The 455-nt window shown below is 69.9% G+C and carries 1 pseudogene; it reads left to right on the forward strand.

The window, feature by feature from the left end:
• A pseudogene (locus tag RM572_RS29170) lies at positions 1–455 on the forward strand (acyl-CoA dehydrogenase); the annotation flags it as partial.

Here is a 455-nt window from a genome sequence, read left to right on the forward strand (position 1 = left end):
GACCGAGATCGGCCGGCACGGCACGACAGGTCCGGCGCTGGCCACCGTGGGCCTTGGTCTGGTGACGCTGCTCGACCTGGCTTCCGACGCCCAGCAGGACCGCTACCTCGCCGGTGTGGCGACGGGTGCGGTGCTCTCGGCCGCGCTCAACGAGCCCGGGCAGTCACTGCCGGAGCGTCCCGCGACCAACTTCGCGGAAGGCAAGCTCAACGGCACCAAAATCGGTGTGCCCTATGCCGAGACGGCCAAGTGGCTGCTGGTCACCGCCGACAACGCGGTGGTAGTGGTCTCACCCGAGGCCGACGGTGTGACGGTCACCAAGACTCCGACCTCCAACGGTTCCGACGAATACGCGGTCACGTTCGCCGACGTCGTGGTCGACGCCGCCGACGTGCTCGACGGCGCGAGTGCGCACCGGGTCAACCAGCTGGCGCTCGCCGCCACCGGGGCGTTCG

This window comes from Streptomyces hazeniae (assembly GCF_031845485.1).
GTDB lineage: Bacteria > Actinomycetota > Actinomycetes > Streptomycetales > Streptomycetaceae > Streptomyces > Streptomyces hazeniae.